The sequence below is a fragment of the Priestia sp. YIM B13551 genome, from assembly GCF_042787905.1.
Lineage (GTDB): Bacteria > Bacillota > Bacilli > Bacillales > Bacillaceae_H > Priestia.
Genome location: NZ_JBHZOX010000008.1, coordinates 21,487 through 38,290, shown reverse-complemented (window position 1 = coordinate 38,290; position 16,804 = coordinate 21,487). Strand labels below are relative to the sequence as shown.

The following is a 16,804-nucleotide window of genomic DNA, read 5'->3' as shown; positions in this document are numbered from 1 at the left end:
CTTTGCTATCAAATACATAGAATGAAGTAGTAAGGAGGAAAAGATCATGACAAAAGGAATTGCTCAATACGAAGTAGGAGAGCAAGTTGATCTTTATTTTTTAATTAAATCCTCAACGAGAGGAATTGCAAGCAATGGAAAGCCATTTTTAACGGTAATCCTGCAGGATAAAACAGGTGATATTGAAGCCAAGCTGTGGGATGCTTCCCCAGATGACGAGGAAAATTATGCTGCTCAAAAGATTGTGCGAGCTGCTGGAGAAGTAATGAATTACCGCGGGCGCAACCAGCTGAAAATACGCAACATTCGTCCTGCACAGCCGCAGGACGGAGTGCGCACATCTGACTTTTTAGAAGTGGCGCCTTTATCTCAAGAAGAAATGGTCGAACATATTACAAAGAGTATATTCGAAATGAAAAATTCGAATGTCCAGCGCATTACTCGCCATTTGTTTAAAAAATATCAAACGGAATTTCTAGAATATCCGGCAGCAACTAAAAATCACCATGAGTTTGTATCGGGACTTGCCTACCATGTGGTGTCTATGCTGAAGCTGGCTGAGTCATTTTCAACCCTTTATCCAAGCTTAAACCGCGACTTGCTGTACGCTGGAGTTATTCTTCATGACCTTGGCAAAGTATTTGAACTTTCAGGTCCTGTTTCGACGATATACACAGTCGAAGGGAACCTGCTTGGCCATATTTCGATTATGGTGAATGAAATTGGAAAAGCGGCAGAAGAATTAGCGATCGAAGGAGAAGAGGTTATGCTTCTTCAGCACCTTGTATTATCGCATCACGGTAAGGAAGAGTGGGGAAGTCCGAAAAAGCCGTTAATTAAAGAGGCTGAGATGCTTCATTTGATTGACAATGTAGACGCTAAAATGAATATGCTGGACCGAGCATTAACAAAAGTGAAGCCCGGTGAGTTTACAGAGCGTATTTTTGCACTTGATAATCGCTCATTTTATAAACCAACGATTGATTAAAAAGGTATAAGTCTTTCTTCCTTCGCATATAGTGGTTGTAAATAACTGTGATGGGGGATCAATATATGGTGACACTACCAATTTGGATTTATTTAGTTGTAGCAGGCATTTTCTTTAGTGGATTTATGGCGATTCGTGCTGCACAACATGATAAGCAAGTGGATGATTCGTTTATTGAAAAAGAGGGACAAGTCTTCATCGAAAGAATGCAAGTGGAAAAAGAAAGACGCAACAGCGATTCCATCTGATTATATAAAAGAGCCTGTCACATGAGTGACAGGCTCTTAGCATTACTGCTGAGGAGTTTCTACGCCAGATTGACTATCTGTCGCACCTTCTTCGAAAATTGGTTTTACATTTTTGTCTTTCACTTCTACTTTTGCTTTATCAAGCTCTTTTTGAATCTTCTTGTTTGCTTCTGCTTGATCTACTTTTGAACGTTTGATTTGCTGCTCAAGTTCGGGTTTCTTTTTCTCAAACGATTCTACTTTCTTTTTATCGACTAGTTTAATGATATGGTAGCCGTACTCTGTTTTGATTGGTTTACTTACTTCACCTTTTTTCAGCTTGTAAGCCGCTTCTTCAAATTCTTTAACCATTTGGCCTTCACCGAAGTAGCCTAAATCCCCGCCGTTAGCGGCAGACTGCTGATCCGTTGAATATTCTTTTGCCAGACTAGCAAAGTCCTCGCCTTTTTTGATTTTCGCTTCCACTTCGTTTGCTGTTTTCTCGTCTTTTACTAAAATATGACTTGCGCGAATTTGAGGTTTTTGAGCTTTATACTCATCATAGGCTTTTTTCAGTTCTTTGTCCGATACTTTAATGCCTGCTGTAGCAGCTTTTTCACGGAGAATATCAACTTTTAGCATATCTTTGACTTCTTTTTCGCCTTTTTGCTTAATAACTGAATCCACCTGATCACCGTATTGTTCTCTTAGAATGTTCAGCTGCTGATCAAGCTCTTTATCCGTTACTTTATATTTTTTACTCAATACTTTTTCTTCGGTAACGCTTCGTACGAGTGTATTAAATTGGTCTTGTCCGATTGTATCTTTCATTTGCTTATACAAATCACTTTGAGTGATATTGCCTGCTTTTGTTTCTACAATTACTTTTGAAGAATCGTTTGCATTTGAAGCATCATTTCCCCCACTGCATGCTGATAAAGCAACGAGACTGGCTGCCGTTGTTAGTGCAACTAAGCTTTTTTTCATACGTAAACACTCCTACTCATCATTTTTACTTATGTAGCTTGACTCAAGATTTACTATATCACATTTCCTGATGTTAGCAAATGAAGTTAAAACCACGTAAATTTACATTTATTTTCCACTAAGCATGGAGTGATTATACGCTTATGATAGCTTTTTTATAAAGCGTTTTCAAAATGGTGGACAAACTCACAGAGTAATCTCCAAACGAGAAGCAAGAGAAATAAATTATGGAGTTTGGGCTAAAAGCCTAGACGTTTTTTGAGCTGATGCATAAGATGCAGTATTAGTAAACAAAGGGGGTGCTCAAATGAGCGGATGCGGACATGGAGGCGGTTTTGCACTATTAGTTGTACTGTTTATCTTATTAGTCATTGTTGGTTGTGCATGTTATCACTAGGAAACAGATGAATATAAAAGGAAAGGGGCGATAGATATGGGTTCTTACGGATGCGGATACGGCAGTGGATTTGCGCTATTAGTCGTATTATTCATCTTATTAGTTATCATCGGAGCTAGCTGTTTTTGCTAAGCCTATAAAAAAGCGGTGAGACATCTCACCGTTTTTTATGTAAATGATACTTCAATATAAGATGAAACTAATAAAATGGTAATTAATACATTAATCGTACGAAAAACTTTAGGCTGTTTTTCAGCTGGAATTTCTTTTTGAATACACAATGTATTTGTTAGTGCATTGATGTAGAATAAAATGAATAGTGCAAATACAATAAAGAATATGTACATAAAAATCCCCCTAACAAAATCAGTGTGACGAAGACAAAAAGTCTTATAGTCATTTATATAGTACAGCTTTGTATGAATTTACAAATATCTATATTAACATTACCAAAAAAGCGGTAAAATAGATAGTTATATATACAGTTGAGCAAAGAATTTCAAAAGGTATTTACACAGAAATGCGGTTTTTATTTTATAAAGGGTAGTTAAGAAGTTGAGAAATAGGTTTTAAACGAAATAGCAAAGTGAATGGATAAGAAATGAGTAACAATTAGCCATTGTGCAAAAGGATTGTTAAAAAGGACAGAGGGATTTATATTAATATATGCAGTGAGTACATAATCAGTATATGAAAATCTTTATAAGGTGCTACTCAAACAGGAAATGTGAATGACGAAGAAAGAATTATTTGGAAGAACATGAATGAATCATGTACAATATGGAGTAGAGGTATATGAACGTTGAAGGAGTAGGGGAAGCGGATGGAAACTTTAGAATCTCGAGTATCACGTTTAGAATATTACATAAAACTGTTATCTGGGACATCTGAACAAGAAGCTAAACCATTTATTGATTTAGTGGTAAGAAATCAGCTTACAAAGAAGGAAGTAGAGGAAATTTTAATTCTGTGTGAAGATACAAAAAACGAATATATTGAGCAAAAAGCGGAAGGTCTAACAGACTTTGTTCCGCTTCTTACACAATTTGTTGGCATGCTGAATTATAAATTAAATCCTAGAGAGACGGTCGAATCGCTTCGTTATCAACCTTCTTATCAAGATGTGATGAATGAATTTTTTGAAATTATTCAATGGATAAGGGACTAACCATTAAGAGTTTGAAATAGTCTCCTGGTGGTTCTCTTTATCTTTCTTGACAAGCTTGCCATCTTCTTCAGTGAATTCTTCTTCGATATGATGGAAAGATCGCTCGAAGATATCCATAAAATCTTCACCGTAAATTTTGCGGATGACGGTCATTAGTTCCATAAACTCAGGGAATTTGCCGTACAAGTCGCGCAACGGAAGTGCGCCGCTGAACACTGAATTATTAGAAGGTTCGTAATGTTCCATTAAATCTAATAAAATGGCCTCGCCTTTATCTGTCAGCTGAATGTACGTATTTCGCTTGTCGCTTTCTTTTTTAGAAAACTCAAGTAAACCTCGTTCTTCTAGTTTTTTGGAGAAGTTAAATGCAGTAGAAACATGCATAACTCCAAACTTGGCAATTTCGGAAATGGAAGCCCCGTTTAAATGATATGAAATCCATAAAATATGATGCTCGTTAATATTAAGGTCATAAGGCTTAATCCATTGCTGCCAATCCTTCTCTACGGTTTTCCAAAGGGCTTTACTTAATTGGGCAATGCGTTGGCTAAATAGAAGTGCTTCTTTCAAACTGTAATCTTGATCACTAGTCTTTTTCATCTTCTCCCACCTACTTAGTCTCTTTTTTTATTTATCTTCTATTATGCCAATAAAATAAAAAATTATAAAGATATAAATTTACAAAATTTTAAAAAATTAAAAAAGAAGGCGTTCTAACCTTCTTTTTTGTCAATTTTTTCATTGGGATTTTTAGTTGTCTGTACATGTTCCTCTAGGTTTGACAAAGAATTTTGGATTTCTTTCAAATGATGCTGAAGGGATTCCTTATGAGGGACAATTTCTTCTTTAAACTGACCAAGGGTAGTAGAAAGGTCACTTGCGATATTTTTCACTATAGTATTTCCTTCTCTGGCGGTCATTTGTACTTGTTGAGAAACAGCTTTTATTTTTGTTGAGAGCTCTTGTTGTGAAGCGTTAACTCGGTCTTTTCGAGAGCTGACACGCTGTTTAAGTTCTCGTCCTGAATATGGAGTAACAAGAAGCGTTGTAATAGCGGCTACGGTGCTTCCGATTGCTGCTCCAGCTGCTAGTTTTTTCATTCTGCTCATTATTTATTTCCTCCTATATAGTAAAGTAATTGCTAACACTTCCTTCTGACATAATCATAAAAAAATAGCATAGATTTATACAAAAGAAGGAGGTTATCAACATGGGGTAGCTTTATTCATTCTTTTGATGATTAGCCTGAGTTTTTTTCTGGCTGCCTTTAAATGGTTTAGCCTTACGACTAGAACGGCATCATATCCACCTAAACATGTGCTGAAACAAAAGTCTCTTACATGTGCGACAGTGGCTTTTGCGAGTTTTTTATTGGCGCTTATACTTTATTATGTAACCTAGGATGGGGAACTTAAACCTTTATTACATAGTAAGTCTTCATACCTATTGTATGAGCTGCAAATGAAATTTAAGTGAAAAGCATCCTGTACCATTTCTTTTTAAACAAAAAGTTAAGAGTCGAACTTTAGGCTGTCTCTAAAAGATCAGCAACATACTATAAATGAACCGTTTTATCTAAAGGTCCGCCACGCTTTGGCGGGCCTTAGCTTTTGGTGTAAAAAAAGAGCCTGATTCTTAATTAAATCAGGCTCTTGACGTTACGATAATTTTGCTTTGATGCTTGTGCGTTTTAGAACGGATTGAACAATTGGATAAATAACGACCATAACGATTGTATTTACTACTGTTGCAGGTAATACAACCGCAGCAACAAGCGCCATGACGCTGTTTCCGCCCGGCAAGCCGACGATTAGCGCGGCAGCTGACAAGAATACGGTTCCTGATACGAGTGTGCCAACAGCTGTTAAAGCAGCGGCAACTGGTGTTTTAATGCCTGTTGCTTTTTTCACAAGCATAAATAATGCAAAGAAAACAAATGCTGTAATTGGTTTATCAACTAAGTTTGCAATTTGTCCGCCAGGAAAGCTTGTTGTTAAAGCAGAAATAGCTGCTGTTGTTAGGGCAACTAACCCAACATTTTTTACGCTAGGAAACAACAGGATTGCCAAAAACATCATTGTTAACATCATATCTGGCTTCATTCCAAATAAAATAGGAGGTACCACCGTGTGGAGAACCGCTCCAATTCCGACTAATAACGCTAAAGAAACTAAAACTTTTGTATTCATTTCTCATCTCTCCTCTTCTAAGCTAAGCTCGAAATATACCAATAGTGCGTCTATGCCCATTGCATATATTTACATACTGATTATAACATATTTATGTGAAAAAAGAATCAGCTGATTCTGCCAATTATACGTTTGCCTGTGCAAATTCATCCATAAAGACGGCAAGAGCTTCACACGCTTCAAGCGGTACAGCATTGTAAATAGAAGCGCGGCATCCGCCGATTGAACGGTGTCCAGCTAATCCTACGAAGCCTTTTTCTTTTGCTTGCTGTAAAAACGCAGTCGTTAACTCATCGGTTGGTAAAGTAAACGTTACGTTCATAATTGATCGGCTTTCCTCTGTAGCGTGAGGGGTATAGAAACCATTTGAACGTTCCATGCTTGTATAGAGTAACTTAGCTTTTTTATGATTTTGGGCTTCAATTGCTTTAACGCCACCTTGTTCTTTAATCCAATCTAAAACAAGTGAAAGCATATAAATGCCAAACGTTGGAGGAGTGTTGTAAAGAGAGTTGCTCTTTACGTGTGTCTCATAATTCAGCATTGTTGGTAAACCTTCAGGAATACGTTTAAGCAATTCTTTCTTCAAAATGACAACCGTGACACCAGATGGTCCGAGGTTTTTCTGAGCACCAGCATAAATGAGTGAGAACTTAGATACATCAATTTGACGGCAAAGAATGTCGCTTGACATGTCGGCAATTAAGTCTACTCCTTCAATAGAAGGATAGTCAGCCCATTGTGTACCAAAAATGGTATTGTTGGACGTGATATGCAAGTACCCAATCTCTTCTTTTGGAAGCTTTACATCATCTAAAGCTGGAATAGAGCGGTAGTTCTCTTCTTTAGTAGAAGCAACCACTGCTGTTTTTCCAAGTTTCTTTGCTTCTTTTAATGCTTTTTCTGACCATGATCCAGTTAGTACATATGCACCGACTTGATCGGGAGCTAAGAAGTTCATTGGAATCATAGAGAATTGCAGGCTTGCTCCGCCCTGCAGGAATAAAATTTCATGTGTATCTGGAATATTAAGCAATTCCGTGAGTGTTTCTTTAGCATGTGTTAATACATCTTCAAACTCTTTGCTGCGATGTGATAATTCCATCACAGACATACCCGTATTTTTAAAATTAACTAGCTCCTCTTGAGCAAGTTGTAAGACAGGTAGGGGAAGCGCAGACGGACCTGCATTAAAATTATAAGCTCTGTTTAACGTAATCACATTAATTCCTCCTCAAATTAGTTCGAACACTCATCATACAAAATGGCTAATGACTGATGTCAGAAAGAATATCATTATACTATCATGAAAACCATTGATTGTGGAGGTAACTTTTCAAAAATTTAAATTAATCTGTAAAGAGAAAATAATAGAAAAAAGATAAATAAAAAGTATACGCAAACATGTTTTGGCAAACATGTAAATGAAATGTTTATATGCTATACTGATGGAAGAAATAATGTGGAGGAACAGAATGAGAGTATTAAAATATGCAATATTAGGGCTCTTAGATCAGAAGGAGCTCAGCGGGTATGACATTACCAGACTTTTTAAAGAAGAGGTCGGTAATTTTTGGAGTGCTAAGCACAGCCAGATTTATCCCGAGTTAAAGCGATTAACAGAAGAGGGATTTATTCGCTATGAAACCGTGATTCAAGGCAAGAAATTAGAAAAAAAGATGTATTCGATAACGGAAGAAGGAAGGGCCGAGTTAAGCAAGTGGCTCACTACAATTGATCCTATTCCTGAAACAACTAAAGATGAATTTATGTTAAAAGCTTATTTTGCTTCATCCATGTCAATAGAAGAGTTAAAGCAACAAATAGATAATCAACTATCAAGCAGGAAAGTGAAGCTAACTTTTTTAAAGAAACGAATGGATGATCTTTTGGAACAAGTTAATCATCACATTACCGTTTCGTCTCCTCAATTTGGTCATTATTTGGTGCTATCTCGCGCTCAAGACCGGGAGACAAGCTATATCAATTGGCTTGAACGTACGCTGAATTTAATTGAAAAAGAACAATAAGAAAAGGTGAGCGGATCATGACTTGGTGCATAAAATCATTTCAAGAGCTGACAAACGATGAGCTTTATGAAATTCTACAGGTTCGCACTGCTATTTTTGTTGTCGAACAGAAGTGTGCTTACTTAGAAGTAGATGGAAAAGACAAACTTGCTTATCACTTGTTCAAAAAAGAGAATGAGAAAATTATCGCATACCTTAGAGTTTTACCAAAAGGAATTAGCTATCGGGAGGCTTCTCTGGGGCGCATTATTGTGAAACAAGCACAGCGCGGTACAGGTCTCGGAAGAGAGCTAGTAGCAAGAGGAATTGATTTTTTAGAGAATGAGTTGCACGAGAAGACAATTAAAATTCAAGCTCAAAGCAGACTTCAAACATTTTATGAATCGTTTGGTTTTAGACCTATTTCCGATATTTATTCAGATGAAGGGCTTCCCCACGTAGATATGCTAAAGACACCTTAGAAACTTCACCAATTGTGTGAAGTTTTTCTATTTCTGAAACGGGTAAGGTGAAAGAAAGATGTTAGGCTTTAGTACTGCGCAGATAGAATCGATATGACTACTACTAAATTAGTAATTTATGAATAAGATAGATAATGAATTTGTTTCTTTTTGCTTATTCTTTGATTTTAAGTAAGTGATATATTGAAGAAAGTAATAATATTGTATATAATGATTTTTGTAACAAAAATGTAACAATTACGTAATATTCTTAATATTGATTGGGAAAGAAATTTGTTGTACATATTGCTTGGAGGCATTTTTATGAGTGCAAAGGAAAAGAAAAATAGGTATATATATAGTTTGGATGGACTTCGAGCTTTCGCTGTTATGTCTGTCATTGCATATCACTTAGGATTTGGATGGGCATCTGGAGGATTTCTAGGAGTTGACGTTTTCTTTGTATTATCAGGGTATTTAATTACCTCGATTTTACTGGTGCAATCTTGGGAAAATCCTTTGAAAAATTTGAAGCATTTTTGGATCAGCCGAACGAGAAGACTTCTTCCAGCTGTGTATGTGATGGTCGTATTAACTGCAGCTTGGGTTATTTTATTTAACCGACCATTGTTAACAACGCTACGAGGCGATGCATTATCGTCTATTTTTTATATGAGTAACTGGTGGTTTATTTTTCATAAAGTTTCATATTTTGATAGTTTTGGGTCACCGTCACCATTAAAGAACTTATGGTCACTTGCTATTGAAGAGCAGTTTTATATTGTGTGGCCACTTGTTTTATTGTTGGGTTTAAAATTTATCAAAAAGAGAGGAATTCTTTCTCTATTCATTTTAGCTGGAGTAATGGCCTCAGCTATTCTAATGTCTTTTTTATATGAGCCAGGAGGAGATCCTAGCCGCATTTATTATGGAACCGATACTCGGCTGTTTGCCCTTTTAATCGGCTGTTTACTTGCATTTGTCTGGCCGATGTATCGTTTGTCATCAAAAAATCTTCCAGCCGTAGGCAAGCAAGTATTAAACGCGGTAAGTATAGTGAGTTTCTTTATATTTATTCTCTGCGTATGGAGCGTTGATGAGTATACTCATGCATCTTTTCTTTATCAAGGTGGAATGCTGCTGATTTGTTTAAACGCTGCTGTACTGGTTGCAACGATTAGTCATCCTAGTAGTTTTTTAGGAAAAGCTCTGTCGTTTAAACCGCTTCGCTGGCTTGGTACTAGATCATACGGTATCTATTTGTGGCATTATCCGGTTATTGTTCTTACAACACCTGTATCCGAGATTGGCCGCCCGGTCTATTGGCATGCGCTGTTACAAGTAGGCCTTACATTTATCATTGCTGAACTTTCTTACCGTTACATCGAAGTGCCTATCCGCACACGCGGCTTTCGCTATTATTTCCGGCACTACCATCCGAGAGAGCTTTTTAAATGGCGTAATCTCTCTCGTTCGAGACAAGCGGTTTTGGGCAGTCTCATTTTCTTTTTGGCGCTGTTTACAGCGGATATGACAAGCTTTGCTATTAGTACGCAGCAAAAGGATGAAACGACAGCAAAAGAGACAGAGGTTAAAATTCAAACGAATCATAAAGAAAATGCTTCAACTTCTGTCAAAGACAAGAACAAAGCGGATGATAAAAAAGCAGAGAACGCGGAAAAGAGTTCCGCGGAAGAAAAATCTGATGCCAAAGAAAAACAGCAGCCGAATTCTTACAGAGATGTTCTTGCGATTGGAGACTCGGTCATGCTGGATATTGCTCCAAATCTTAAAGAGATGCCGCTTAGTATTACGATTGACGGAAAAGTAGGAAGGCAGCTCAATGAAGCACTGCAGCTAACTCCTAGCTATCAAGCATTTAATAATCCGAACAGCGCAGTGATTATTGAGTTAGGAACAAACGGCTATTTTACAAATGAAGAACTTGAACAACTGGTAAAAGCTTTTTCACACGCGGACGTTTACTTAGTGAATACGCGCGTTCCTCGTTCGTGGGAAAGCACGGTGAACAAGAACTTGAAAGCTGCCTCTGAAAAGTTTGGTCACGTCACGCTCGTAGATTGGTACTCAGAGGCTTCTAAGCACCCTGAATACTTTACATCAGATGGTGTCCACTTGGTACCTGAAGGATCAAGAGCATTAACAAAATTGATTGAAGAACGTATGAATTTAGAAGTTAAGGCGGAAAGTCGTTCATAATAAGTGAAAAGCCGTACGATGTTTTATATCACAAACTGATTAAACATGTGTCAAATGAATAGATAAAACAAAAAAAGCTTACATGTGTAAGCTTTTTTTGTTTCAAGAAAGGCGAGAAGAAATATTGCCAGCGATTTCTTGAAGTTTTTCAGGCGTGTATTCGCTTGTATGCTCTTTCCATACAGCACCGAATCCATCCCCTTCCCCATAGCGAGGAATAATGTGCATATGATAATGAAACACGGATTGACCAGCTTTTTCACCATTATTATTTAAGATGTTTAAGCCGATTGGGCTGTATGTTTTTTTAATTGCATTTGCGATTTGAGGAACCACTTCAAACAAATTGCGCGCAATTTCCGGCGTTAGTTCGTGAATGTCTTTTTTATGTACTTTTGGAATCACCAGCGTATGACCTTTTGTTACTTGACTAATGTCTAAAAAAGCTAATACATGTTCATTTTCAAATACTTTTGCACCTGGGATTTCACCGCGAATAATTTTGCAAAAAATACAATTTTCATCATGTGTGCTCATTATGTTCACCTTCCGTTACCAATATAAATGTATGGGTATACATGTACGTTTATTTTACCACAAAGTAGAAATGCAATCAGCAGGCAAGAAATAGCTACTGGCATTTTATACACAAAAACGGGATGCAAACGATTATGCATCCCGTCATGTGAAGAAGGAAAAAATAGCTTTTAATGCAGCATATGATCTTTAAGGAACACCTCATTTACGTAATTGCATTGCCTAATGAAACAGTAACTTGAAAAAGTATATTCTCTTTAACAAACACCTCATTTAAGCATTGAGCTAAAAAATATACAATGTGAACGAAATCGTTCTTGGTCTTTGACAAACACCTCATTTACACAGTAATAAATGAACATTATTGTCTACCCATTATATATATTCTTACTACGTTCATGACTACCATCCCCTTATGAATCAAACATACATCGATTTACAATAAGGTTTTCTGAAATATGCCTGCTGTAGACACCTCATCCCAAATGTAAGAAGCTTTGTAATGATTGGTTGTAATCAATAACTTGTTTTCCTTCTTCCCTATATAGAATGTCCCGATATTTCGATTATATTCTGGAAAAATTAACCGAAAAAATTGAAAACAATGTGAGGAAGAAAAAGATTTGGTACAATAGAGCAAATAGCGCTTGCGCTTGAAGACAAAAAAGAACAAATAAAAGGAGATCGTGATGGGTTCTTTATTGCAAATTAACAATATTACAGGGGGATATACAAAAACTCCCGTCTTAAAAGATGTATCGTTTGATGTAAATGCAGGTGAATTAGTCGGGTTAATCGGGTTAAACGGGGCCGGCAAAAGTACAACGATTAAACATATCATTGGATTAATGGAAGCAAAAAAAGGAAGTGTATCCATTAATAATAAAACCTTTCAACAAGACCCAACAGGTTATCGAAGTCAGTTTACGTTTATTCCAGAAACTCCTGTGCTATACGATGAATTAACATTAAAAGAACATTTAGATATGACAGCTATGGCTTATGGACTTGAGCCTCAAACATATGAAGCACGTCTGCAGCCGCTTTTAAAAGAATTTCGTTTAGACCGGAAGTTAAAATGGTTCCCTGCGCATTTTTCAAAAGGAATGAAGCAGAAGGTTATGATAATGTGCGCTTTTTTGGTTCAGCCGTATCTTTATATTATTGATGAACCTTTTTTAGGTTTAGATCCGCTTGGTATTCAATCTTTACTTGATTTGATGACGGATATGAAAAAGCAAGGTGCAGGCATTTTAATGTCCACACACATTTTGGCGACCGCGGAACGCTACTGCGATAAATTTGTTATTTTACATAACGGAGAAGTAAGAGCGCAAGGAACGCTTAAAGACCTTCAAGAAGAATTTCAGATGCGCAATGCTACTCTTGATGAAATTTATATTGAATTAACAAAGGAAGAAGGCTATGAGTAAGATTGATGCATTATGGAAGCAACGGTTTCAGCAGTATTTAGTGGATGTAAGAAGATATACAAAATATATCTTAAATGACCACATTAAATTAGTGTTAATTTTTGCGATTGGCGGTTTGGCCTACTATTATCAACAGTGGTTGAGTACATTAACACCTGCGTTTCCTTCGGCTGTAGTGATTGCGATACTTATGGGATTGATTTTAACCATGGGTCAAATTCAAACGTTTTTAAAACGACCTGATTTAGTCTTTTTACTTCCTTTGGAGACGAAGCTGCAGCCTTATTTTAAAAAATCTTTTTGGTTTACCTTTACGATTCAGCTTTATATTTTATTATTTGCAACTGGTGCAGCAGCACCTCTTCACGTAAAGGTAATGCATGATTCTTACTCAAACGTTTTTGTGTTTTTTCTGCTATTACTCATCTTGAAAGTTGTAAACTTAGGCATGTCTTGGTGGGCTGTATGGTTTGAAGAAAAGTGGGCGAAGTGGACAGATTATATCGTCAGGTTTTTCTTGAACGCAGTTTTTACGTACTTCTTATTTTCGCATGCATACGTATTGTTTACAGGAGTCGTAGCGGTGATTATGATTGCGCTAGCCATTTATTATCGCTCCCTTACAAAAAGAAAGCCGATCAAATGGGAAAAGCTAATTGACTTAGAAGAAAAGCGCATGGGCTATTTTTATCGATTAGCTAATTTATTTACGGACGTTCCTCAGGTGAAAGAGCGAATCAAACGCCGTAGATATTTAGATTGGCTATTAGCACGTATTCCATTTCGTCAAAGTGCCACTTACCATTACTTGTACACCAGAACATTTTTGCGATCAGGAGATTATTTAAGTTTGCTCGTTCGCTTAACTGTCATTGGCGGATTTTTAATTGTAGCTGCTCCGTTTCAATACGGCAATATAGTGGTTGTTTTATTTGTTGTATACATGACGGGTTTTCAATTACTCCCGCTTTGGAAGCAGCACAAACAGATTTTATGGCTTTCTCTTTATCCGGTTGAAGCTAAAGAACGGAAAAAGGCATTTTTGGACGTATGGAAAAAAGCGCTGTATGTACAAATTCTTGTGCTCGCCATAGCGGTGGCTTTTTCTAATATAGTTGCTGCACTGCTTTCCGTGGCAGCAGGTGCTATATTTATTCACTTATTTGTAAATGCATATGTAAATAAAAAATTAACGTAAAAAAAGCTCCGAATGGAGCTTTTTTACGTTTTTAGACTACTTTGGAGACGAAGATAATATACGGAAGCGATAGACGTTCATTGCTACTTTTGTGAGATGGTCAAGAAGCTGATAATTAGCATATGCACCTATAACAGCTCCAATTCCCGGCATAAGCTGAAACATTTTTACAACATCAATGTAATCGCGGTATTCTTGTTGAAAAGCTTTCCAATCAAGCTCAAGAAGTTCCTCTTTTTTTTCTTCCCAGTTTTCTACTACTTCGAGCAGCTTCGTTCTATGGTCGTCGCTGCAAAAGGCAAGATGAAAAATATACAGCATATAAATGCGTTCTTCTTTTTCTTTTACATCAAAACCATACGTAGCGGCAATGTCAAATAAGCACTTCATTTTTATGGAAAGAAGAAGCGGGAAATCTGCTGCACCTAAAAGGATACCGCCTGCACCAGTACCAGCTCCTTCTACAGCAGCAGTTTTTTTGTACTTAGGTATGAGCTCCAAAATTCTTTTCTCTTTTTCTTCAAACGAAAGACCGCTGACATCTCTTTTTTTAGTGGTGAAATCGGACCCAACAAGCGTGGTTTCCACCATTTTTTTTATGCTTTCAGTCATAATCTTATGGACTTTAGCAGGGATTTTTTCATTTATTTTAAGTTGTAAAGATTTTGCGGTCCGTTGAAATTTAGAAGGTCGTTTCAACATGCTGAATTTCCAATGTTCAGCTTCTTGTAACACTTTTTCTTCATACGTATTCAAAAAAATCACCTCATTTCAGTCGATATAAATACTACGTTTTAAGTGAGAAAAAGGTTCCTAAAATAAAACAACAAGCACTCGTCTGCTTATCCGTACGAATGCTTGCTGAATGATTAATTCGCTTTTATTACGTTTTTAGAAGGAGCTTGTTCTCTTAAATACTCAACAGCAGCCGTACCAAGCGTTTTAGCTGCGATAAGCATTGCTTTTTCGTTAAAATCAAATTTAGGATGATGATGAGGATACGGAGCATCTACACCTTCTGGCTGAGCTCCTGTAAAAAAGAACGTTCCTTTAATATGCTGCAAATAATAAGAGAAATCTTCCCCAGTCATGTGAGGCTCCGTTTCTTCGACTGTATGAACTTCATTGATTTGAGAAGCAGCAGAAGCAAGAAAGGCCGTTTCTTCCGGATGGTTGACGACGGAAGGATAGCCGCGAGTATAACTCAGTTCATAAGAAGCATCAGCTGTTAAGCATGTACCTTGGACAATTCGTTCGATTTCTTTTTCGACATCATTTCGCACATCTTCATTAAATGTTCTTACCGTTCCAATTAGTCGAGCAGAATCAGCAATAATATTAAATGCATTTTCCGCTACAAAAGAACCTATGCTCACAACCGCTGAATCAATTGGGTTTACACGTCTACTTACAATTTGCTGTAAATTAACAACAAGCTGAGAGGCGATGACGATTGAATCTTTTGTTTTGTGGGGCTGTGCACCGTGTCCGCCTGCTCCTTTGATCGTAATTTCAAAGCGATCAGCAGCAGCCATAATAGGACCCGTTCGATATTGAACCACACCAGTCGGAGTTAATGACCATAAATGTGTTCCAAATATCGCGTCCACACCGTCTAAGCATCCGTCTTCAATCATGGACTTGGCGCCTCCGGGAGCGTACTCTTCGGCGTGCTGATGAATGAAGACGATTTTACCATGGAGAGAATCTCTTATTTCAAAAAGCGCTTTAGCAAGGACTAAAAGAGTAGCCGTATGACCATCGTGACCACACGCATGCATCACACCCGGAACAGTTGATTGATATGGTACATCTTTTTCATCTTGAATAGGAAGGGCATCAAAGTCGGCTCTCAAAGCTACAGTAGGACCAGGGTTTCCTCCTTGAATGCTTGCTACAATACCATTTCCTCCTACATTTGCTCGGTAAGAAATACCGATTTTGTCATAAAAAGATCGAATGTAGGCAGCGGTTTGAAATTCTTTAAAAGACGGTTCTGGATACTGATGCAGATATCGGCGGATTTGAACCATTTCATCAAATTTTTCTTCAAGTAAAGTATGTAGCTTGGAATTCACGTGACCATATCCTTTCTGTATAAGTTGAATAAAGTTTTGAATTTTTTGACATTTTAATCATTATATCATTATCTATTAAAAAGAAAAGAATGTAAGCGTTATTATTGAAAAAAGTAATTGAATCATGAAATATTTTATATACATAATAGATACATAAGGTGAGGAATAGGGATAAAGAATGAGTTTTTTACCAATTTTCTCATGAGATAATAGGAGGTAACGATATGGTAGATTCACAAACTGTATCCCTGTACAAAAAATTGATGTGGATGTTTGGGGTTGCAGGTCTTGTTTTTTTAGGAGTGTTGTTTGTTGTGTCGACAGATTCTTTTCAAGGAGACCACTGGCTTGTTTCAGCTATAGATGACAGCACTATTCTTCAGTCATCGTCATCTGTTTTTCATGGCTTGTCTTTTTTAGCTTCAAAAGTGATGATTATGGTTCTTTTAGCTGTACTTCTCGTTTTTTTATTTTTCAAAAAGGACTATATCGGTATGATATCAGCATTTTTACTTATTTTAAGCGGTGATATTATTAATAAAGCAGTTAAAGATGCGGTAGAACGAGGACGTCCTCTTCAAGGCATCGAAGGCTACAGTTTTCCAAGCGGCCATGCGATGATGGGAATCCTTATCTACGGTCTGATTATCTTTTTTCTCACAAAGCATATGAACAGTCAAAAGGTAGCCAAGCGGTATCAGCTTGCAATTACTTTAATCGTTTTATTAATAGGTGTGAGCCGTATTCTATTAAGAGAACATTTTTTAACAGATGTCTTAGCTGGCTACAGCTTAGGGATTATGTGGCTTATTGTAGGCATTTTCTTCTATACGCTTGTTTATGCGTATGTAAGGCCTTCAGCGGAAAAAGAGTTTCCAAAAGGCATGTAAAAAATATATACATATGGAGTCT

At 37.1% G+C, this 16,804-nt stretch carries 21 protein-coding genes; 12 read left to right on the top strand and 9 right to left on the bottom strand.

Annotated features, from left to right (window positions below):
* The first annotated feature begins 46 nt into the window (after positions 1 to 46).
* Together yhaM and ACFX4N_RS25830 are read left to right on the top strand one after the other, a co-directional pair.
* Positions 47 to 988, top strand: coding sequence for a 3'-5' exoribonuclease YhaM (yhaM, locus tag ACFX4N_RS25835; RefSeq protein ID WP_013055309.1), 942 nt, complete (start codon positions 47 to 49; stop codon positions 986 to 988).
* A gap of 65 nt (positions 989 to 1,053) precedes the next feature.
* Positions 1,054 to 1,236: a sporulation YhaL family protein gene (locus ACFX4N_RS25830; RefSeq protein ID WP_013055310.1), complete on the top strand. Its 183-nt coding sequence runs from the start codon at positions 1,054 to 1,056 to the stop codon at positions 1,234 to 1,236.
* 42 nt (positions 1,237 to 1,278) lie between these two features.
* Here ACFX4N_RS25830 and ACFX4N_RS25825 read toward each other — a convergent pair whose 3' ends face one another.
* Entirely contained in the window at positions 1,279 to 2,202 is a 924-nt protein-coding gene (locus tag ACFX4N_RS25825) for a peptidylprolyl isomerase (protein ID WP_057274992.1), read from the bottom strand.
* A 307-nt stretch (positions 2,203 to 2,509) separates the two neighbouring features.
* Here ACFX4N_RS25825 and ACFX4N_RS25820 point away from each other — a divergent pair, with 307 nt between their 5' ends.
* The gene (locus tag ACFX4N_RS25820) at positions 2,510 to 2,599 is read left to right on the top strand and encodes a YjcZ family sporulation protein (RefSeq protein WP_078081447.1); all 90 of its coding nucleotides are present in this window, start codon (positions 2,510 to 2,512) and stop codon (positions 2,597 to 2,599) included.
* A 36-nt stretch (positions 2,600 to 2,635) separates the two neighbouring features.
* Positions 2,636 to 2,731, top strand: a complete 96-nt coding sequence (locus tag ACFX4N_RS25815) for a YjcZ family sporulation protein (RefSeq protein ID WP_016762974.1) — start codon at positions 2,636 to 2,638, stop codon at positions 2,729 to 2,731.
* Between the two features lie 35 nt (positions 2,732 to 2,766).
* Here ACFX4N_RS25815 and ACFX4N_RS25810 read toward each other — a convergent pair whose 3' ends face one another.
* Complete coding sequence (locus ACFX4N_RS25810) at positions 2,767 to 2,946, bottom strand: hypothetical protein (RefSeq protein ID WP_013055312.1); 180 nt, start codon at positions 2,944 to 2,946, stop codon at positions 2,767 to 2,769.
* Between the two features lie 476 nt (positions 2,947 to 3,422).
* Here ACFX4N_RS25810 and ACFX4N_RS25805 point away from each other — a divergent pair, with 476 nt between their 5' ends.
* Positions 3,423 to 3,767 (top strand): DUF1878 family protein, encoded by a 345-nt coding sequence (locus ACFX4N_RS25805; RefSeq protein WP_013055313.1) that lies wholly within the window; start codon positions 3,423 to 3,425, stop codon positions 3,765 to 3,767.
* 3 nt (positions 3,768 to 3,770) lie between these two features.
* Here the strand turns inward: ACFX4N_RS25805 and ACFX4N_RS25800 are convergent, their stop codons facing one another.
* A complete protein-coding gene (locus tag ACFX4N_RS25800) occupies positions 3,771 to 4,367 on the bottom strand; it encodes an HTH-type transcriptional regulator Hpr (RefSeq protein WP_014461677.1) in 597 nt (198 codons plus the stop codon).
* Between the two features lie 113 nt (positions 4,368 to 4,480).
* Positions 4,481 to 4,876 (bottom strand): YtxH domain-containing protein, encoded by a 396-nt coding sequence (locus ACFX4N_RS25795; protein WP_013055314.1) that lies wholly within the window; start codon positions 4,874 to 4,876, stop codon positions 4,481 to 4,483.
* A 73-nt stretch (positions 4,877 to 4,949) separates the two neighbouring features.
* On the opposite strand from ACFX4N_RS25795, the gene yhzF reads away from it, so the two are divergent.
* Entirely contained in the window at positions 4,950 to 5,168 is a 219-nt protein-coding gene (yhzF, locus tag ACFX4N_RS31115; RefSeq protein ID WP_473964686.1) for a membrane protein YhzF, read from the top strand.
* A 257-nt stretch (positions 5,169 to 5,425) separates the two neighbouring features.
* On the opposite strand, the gene ACFX4N_RS25790 is transcribed toward yhzF, so the two are convergent.
* Both ACFX4N_RS25790 and serC read right to left on the bottom strand, forming a co-directional pair.
* Positions 5,426 to 5,956, bottom strand: a complete 531-nt coding sequence (locus tag ACFX4N_RS25790) for a tryptophan transporter (protein ID WP_029320787.1) — start codon at positions 5,954 to 5,956, stop codon at positions 5,426 to 5,428.
* Positions 5,957 to 6,080: 124 nt separating this feature from the next.
* Entirely contained in the window at positions 6,081 to 7,178 is a 1,098-nt protein-coding gene (gene serC, locus ACFX4N_RS25785; protein ID WP_013055316.1) for a 3-phosphoserine/phosphohydroxythreonine transaminase, read from the bottom strand.
* Positions 7,179 to 7,431: 253 nt separating this feature from the next.
* On the opposite strand from serC, the gene ACFX4N_RS25780 reads away from it, so the two are divergent.
* The 3 genes from ACFX4N_RS25780 (at position 7,432) to ACFX4N_RS25770 (ending at position 10,646) form a co-directional block, all read left to right on the top strand.
* Positions 7,432 to 7,986, top strand: a complete 555-nt coding sequence (locus ACFX4N_RS25780) for a PadR family transcriptional regulator (RefSeq protein ID WP_025752934.1) — start codon at positions 7,432 to 7,434, stop codon at positions 7,984 to 7,986.
* A 17-nt stretch (positions 7,987 to 8,003) separates the two neighbouring features.
* Entirely contained in the window at positions 8,004 to 8,447 is a 444-nt protein-coding gene (locus tag ACFX4N_RS25775; protein ID WP_013055318.1) for a GNAT family N-acetyltransferase, read from the top strand.
* A 303-nt stretch (positions 8,448 to 8,750) separates the two neighbouring features.
* On the top strand, positions 8,751 to 10,646 hold the full coding sequence (locus tag ACFX4N_RS25770; RefSeq protein WP_057274994.1) for an acyltransferase family protein: 1,896 nt from the start codon (positions 8,751 to 8,753) through the stop codon (positions 10,644 to 10,646).
* Positions 10,647 to 10,748: 102 nt separating this feature from the next.
* On the opposite strand, the gene ACFX4N_RS25765 is transcribed toward ACFX4N_RS25770, so the two are convergent.
* A complete protein-coding gene (locus tag ACFX4N_RS25765) occupies positions 10,749 to 11,183 on the bottom strand; it encodes an HIT family protein (protein WP_192101066.1) in 435 nt (144 codons plus the stop codon).
* 689 nt (positions 11,184 to 11,872) lie between these two features.
* On the opposite strand from ACFX4N_RS25765, the gene ACFX4N_RS25760 reads away from it, so the two are divergent.
* Positions 11,873 to 12,616 (top strand): ABC transporter ATP-binding protein, encoded by a 744-nt coding sequence (locus ACFX4N_RS25760; RefSeq protein ID WP_192101067.1) that lies wholly within the window; start codon positions 11,873 to 11,875, stop codon positions 12,614 to 12,616.
* Positions 12,609 to 13,814: an ABC transporter permease gene (locus ACFX4N_RS25755; RefSeq protein WP_057275192.1), complete on the top strand. Its 1,206-nt coding sequence runs from the start codon at positions 12,609 to 12,611 to the stop codon at positions 13,812 to 13,814. The genes ACFX4N_RS25760 and ACFX4N_RS25755 overlap by 8 nt, the downstream gene beginning before the upstream one ends.
* Positions 13,815 to 13,850: 36 nt before the next feature.
* On the opposite strand, the gene ACFX4N_RS25750 is transcribed toward ACFX4N_RS25755, so the two are convergent.
* Positions 13,851 to 14,570: an EcsC family protein gene (locus tag ACFX4N_RS25750; protein ID WP_013055323.1), complete on the bottom strand. Its 720-nt coding sequence runs from the start codon at positions 14,568 to 14,570 to the stop codon at positions 13,851 to 13,853.
* Positions 14,571 to 14,683: 113 nt separating this feature from the next.
* Positions 14,684 to 15,892: a M20 family metallopeptidase gene (locus tag ACFX4N_RS25745; RefSeq protein WP_340643119.1), complete on the bottom strand. Its 1,209-nt coding sequence runs from the start codon at positions 15,890 to 15,892 to the stop codon at positions 14,684 to 14,686.
* Positions 15,893 to 16,116: 224 nt separating this feature from the next.
* Here ACFX4N_RS25745 and ACFX4N_RS25740 point away from each other — a divergent pair, with 224 nt between their 5' ends.
* On the top strand, positions 16,117 to 16,782 hold the full coding sequence (locus ACFX4N_RS25740; protein ID WP_013055325.1) for a phosphatase PAP2 family protein: 666 nt from the start codon (positions 16,117 to 16,119) through the stop codon (positions 16,780 to 16,782).
* The last annotated feature ends 22 nt before the right edge of the window (positions 16,783 to 16,804 follow it).